The sequence below is a fragment of the Streptomyces sp. NPDC058086 genome (assembly GCF_042885015.1).
GTDB lineage: Bacteria > Actinomycetota > Actinomycetes > Streptomycetales > Streptomycetaceae > Streptomyces.
This window is the reverse complement of record NZ_JBHVST010000247.1, coordinates 1-3,778: the sequence shown is the minus strand read 5'-3', so window position 1 is coordinate 3,778 and position 3,778 is coordinate 1. Positions and strand designations below refer to the sequence as shown.

At 64.9% G+C, this 3,778-nt stretch carries 6 protein-coding genes and 2 pseudogenes; 7 read left to right on the top strand and 1 reads right to left on the bottom strand.

Annotation, left to right across the window (positions count from 1 at the left end; all coding sequences use genetic code 11):
* Positions 1-204: 204 nt before the first annotated feature.
* The 5 genes from ACFVWD_RS57780 to ACFVWD_RS57760 all read left to right on the top strand — a co-directional run bounded on the left by ACFVWD_RS57780 (position 205) and on the right by ACFVWD_RS57760 (position 2,679).
* Positions 205-573, top strand: coding sequence for a Pycsar system effector family protein (locus tag ACFVWD_RS57780; protein WP_389607168.1), 369 nt, complete (start codon positions 205-207; stop codon positions 571-573).
* A 125-nt stretch (positions 574-698) separates the two neighbouring features.
* Positions 699-1,286 (top strand): hypothetical protein, encoded by a 588-nt coding sequence (locus ACFVWD_RS57775; RefSeq protein ID WP_389607167.1) that lies wholly within the window; start codon positions 699-701, stop codon positions 1,284-1,286.
* Positions 1,287-1,339: 53 nt separating this feature from the next.
* On the top strand, positions 1,340-1,489 hold the full coding sequence (locus ACFVWD_RS57770) for a hypothetical protein (protein WP_389607166.1): 150 nt from the start codon (positions 1,340-1,342) through the stop codon (positions 1,487-1,489).
* A 94-nt stretch (positions 1,490-1,583) separates the two neighbouring features.
* Complete coding sequence (locus tag ACFVWD_RS57765; RefSeq protein ID WP_389607164.1) at positions 1,584-1,931, top strand: Imm51 family immunity protein; 348 nt, start codon at positions 1,584-1,586, stop codon at positions 1,929-1,931.
* Positions 1,932-2,019: 88 nt separating this feature from the next.
* Complete coding sequence (locus ACFVWD_RS57760) at positions 2,020-2,679, top strand: class I SAM-dependent methyltransferase (protein ID WP_389607162.1); 660 nt, start codon at positions 2,020-2,022, stop codon at positions 2,677-2,679.
* Here ACFVWD_RS57760 and ACFVWD_RS57755 read toward each other — a convergent pair.
* Complete coding sequence (locus ACFVWD_RS57755; RefSeq protein WP_389607161.1) at positions 2,645-3,085, bottom strand: hypothetical protein; 441 nt, start codon at positions 3,083-3,085, stop codon at positions 2,645-2,647. The two genes, ACFVWD_RS57760 and ACFVWD_RS57755, sit on opposite strands and share 35 nt — an antisense overlap.
* 31 nt (positions 3,086-3,116) lie before the next feature.
* Here ACFVWD_RS57755 and ACFVWD_RS57750 point away from each other — a divergent pair.
* A pseudogene (locus ACFVWD_RS57750) lies at positions 3,117-3,467 on the top strand (transposase); the annotation flags it as partial.
* A gap of 96 nt (positions 3,468-3,563) precedes the next feature.
* Positions 3,564-3,778 (top strand): annotated as a pseudogene (locus tag ACFVWD_RS57745) (GNAT family N-acetyltransferase); the annotation flags it as partial.

Genomic DNA, 3,778 nt, shown 5'->3' with positions numbered 1-3,778 from the left:
TCCCCACCGCCACCGACTGACTGACCACACCGAGGCCGCACAGTGGCTCACGATTGAACCGTTCGAACTGGCCCCAAATTCAGCCGTTGCCGACAGCAGCCAGACGGGACGGCGCCAGCGACGTCAGATCAGATAGATCGACGCCTAGATGCAGCAGTTGAGACGCTGACCGGCACCCTGGGGAGATGCGACAACAAGGCAAGCGTGTTGCTGGCTCTGACAGGCGCCGGGCTGGCGATAGTCGTTCCTGCTGCTGCAGAGACAGATCCGCCCGCGGCCGTACTCGCGGTGGGTGGACTTGGGGCAGCAGCCTGGGTCGCAGCCATCGTGTTTCTACTTCTGACTGTTCGTCCGCATCTGAGCAATGACGACGGCGCAAGCTGGCCTCACTGGTCAAAGCTCAGTCGCGACGAAATTTATGGACGGATGAGCGAGGACAGGCGTGCAGGTCGCATCAAGGTTCTCTCGGACATGGCGCGGACGAAGTTCACCTATGTCCGATGGGCAGTAGATCTCATGCTTGCCGGCATGGCCTTTCTGACCGCTGCCGCCGTGGTGGCCGTGATTCTGTAGCCACGAGCCACTGACGCATAAAGCCCGACGATCACGTGCCGACGCCTTGAGAAGCTGTCCTACGTTATAGGCGCGGGCGTCAGCCGGTCATTCGTAGGATCGGTGAGACCCCTGGGGCTCCGGGTATGGATAGCCTGTCCTGTGTGACGGATGCAGCAACCGTGTGGCGGACCTTGGCCGCCCTCCTTCCTCCTGCAGACGCGCAAGAGGTCATGGACTCCTGCTCCATCGGAGAGCAAGAGTCCGCCCTCGACCTGGTCGTCTCCGGGCTGCTCGCCCAGGACGTTCCGATTGGCGAGGACATCCGTGCACAGCTGGCGGTCACCGCCGAAGAGTGGGGCCAGCGTGAAGCCCTTGAAGGACGGATCAGGCAGTGCCGCTCCACTGATTCCGACAGCCTCAGCGTGCGCTTGGTCGCCCTGGCAGACGCCGTCACGTTGAACGGAGCCTCGCTCAGCTCCGCGCCAGAGCTTGCCGGTCTGCTCGTGGTCCCGTGGATCGCCTGCGTCCGCTGTGGGCAACTTCTGGGCCGTGCCCACAAGCGCGAAGCCTGGGGCGACCTGTCCTACCTGGCCGCCCACTACGTGCTCTTCCACCCTGGACAAGCAGCGCAGACCACGGTCTTCGGCCCCATGGCCGCGCAGGACGCGCTCGCCGTCCTCACCTTGTGTCCCGGCGCACAGTGGCAATCTCGGCAACCTGCTCTGCCGTGAGAAACGGCCTGCAGGCGAGGGGCAGGTGCGGTTGCCAACCGTATGGTGGCCGCATGGGCAGGGACGGGGTGCCCCGGCTGCGGCTGGTCGTGGTCACGGACGACGACACCGGGCCGCGGCTGTGCCGGGATTGTGGTGGTCCGCTGATGCCTTCGGTGAAGGCGTCGGCGGTGTTCTGCTCGTCGGTGTGCGTCACCTACTAAAGTCCGCTGGCTCTTTTCCGGACTAAGGGTGCGATCTTGTGGCCCGTCAGCTTCTCGGTGCTGCCACGCCTCCGAGCACGGATATCGTCACGCCATGGACACGCATGACCTGGCACCGTTTCTGCTTCAAGACATCGAGTTCGATCCTGGTCACAGCCTTCTGCTCACTGACTGGAGCGAGCTGGTGCCAGTGCTCCAGGCTGCGGGACGGGAGGGGAACGGCTATACCTGGGACGGCATCGCACGACTCCTTGTTGCAGAACACCTGCCTCATGCGGCGGACCAGTTGGAGCACGACTCCGAGTCCGGGATGTTCGCCGTGTACTCGTCGAATCGCGGAGCCCTTGAGGCCCTGGGCATCCTCATGCGCGACCTGTATCGATCGCCAGAACGTTTGAGCGCCCTCCTAAGCTCGGTCGATCCGGATTCCTTTGACGACTGACCGCGTTCGGTACGGCACTCGCCGCAGGCCCGTCCCGAATTGAGAAAGCGATCACGTGGGCCGCGACCCCTCATCTAGAGTCGTCCGCGTGCCTGATCTCTCCTACCTCGCCGCCGTCCGGGAGTCGTACGACACGGTCGCCGCCGACTACTTTGAGCAGGTCAAGCCCCCGGCAGAGCTGGATCCGCTGTCACGAGGGATGCTGAACGTGTTCGCAGAGGTCGTGCGAACAGCTGGCCTCGGGCCCATCGCCGACTTGGGATGCGGGCCCGGCAAAGTCACGGCGTACCTTGCCGAGCAGCAAGTGCCTGCGTTCGGCATCGACCTATCGCCCGCAATGGTCGAGCTGGCCCGTAAGTCCTACCCGAGTCTGCGTTTCAGCGTCGGCTCGATGACCTCGCTCCCGATTGAGGATGACGACCTCGGCGGCATCCTTGCGTACTACTCAACCCACCACACGCCACCGACGTTGCTGCCAGTGGTGTTCAGCGAGTTCCACCGCGCTCTCGCGCCCGGCGGCTGTTTGATGCTGGCCGGCCACGTGGGGACCGACCAGCACCTACGTCCGACACAGGCGTATGGCGGGCATCCGGTGTCTTACCAGTCCTACCTGTTGCCGCCTGATCGGATTGTCGAGCTCTTGAAGCAGGCCGGGCTCGTCCTCACCGCGCATCTGGTGGAGGAACCCAGCGAAGGGGGTAAAAGGACCTTCGCTACCTTCCTTGCCCGCAAACCCGAACAGCCGTGAGGTTCGTATCTGTCTGAGGCACAGAGGCCGTGTCGGTGAAGACGGGCACGCCGAGGTCGACGAGTCGTCGTACCGGTCCAGCACCATGTCGTTCAGGACCGAGATCAGCGCGGTGTCCAGGTTCCTCCAGGCCGTGGACGGTGAGTCGGGCGGCCTCGCCGGGCGCCTGGGGGTGGACCAGCATGCCGGTGACACGGAGCAGGTCGCCGGGCTGTATGTCGGTCAGCAACGCGTGGGTGATCTGGGGGGCTCCGCTGGTACAGGAGACGACCGTGTCAGGGGTGTCGGTGGCGGCGGTGTCCGCGTCGGCGGGGCGGACGATCAGGTCGAACGTCGCGGTGCCGCGCGGGCCGGGGGCGGGGATGGCGTCGACCCAGCCATCGACGGCGACGTGGGTGGTGTCCATCAGCTGGCTCTACCTTTCTGATCACGGGTTGGCCGAGTTCCTGGTTGCGGTCGGCGGCAGCCTGGACGGTTTCTCCACCGCGGACCGGCTCGCGGCCTTCGGCGGTGTCGCTCCCGCCCCGCACGACTCCGGCAAGACAAGCGGAAATCTGCGCCGCCCACAGCGCTACCACCGGCGCCTGCAGCACGTCTTCTACACATCCGCGCTGGTCAGCTCCTGGAACGATCCCAACTCCAAGCGGTTCTACGACCGCAAGAGAGCCGAAGGAAAAAGCCATATCCAGGCCGTCCTGGCGCTGGCCCGGCGACGCGTCAACGTCTTGTGGGCACTCATCCGCGACCGACGGTGCTACCAAGTCCTGCCTCCAGCAACGGCATGCTGAACGCTCGTCCCGTCTAGCCGCTGACCATCGCGTACTTCTCCCGCACGACTGCAGGGTGCGAAGATCGAGAGACCCACATCTGACCGGGGGGCATAGATGAGCGTGCTGATCAGGCCTGCGCGGGCGATGGAAGCCGAGGTCCTCAGCGACTTGGCACTGCGATCCAAGGCGCATTGGGGCTATGACGCCGAGTTTCTGGACGCATGCCGAGACGAGCTCGCTGTTGGCGCGCATGAGGTCGCACGTCGGCGAGCCACGGTGGCTGACAGGGACGGCCACATCCTGGGCTTCACGACTCTTGAGGGGGAGCC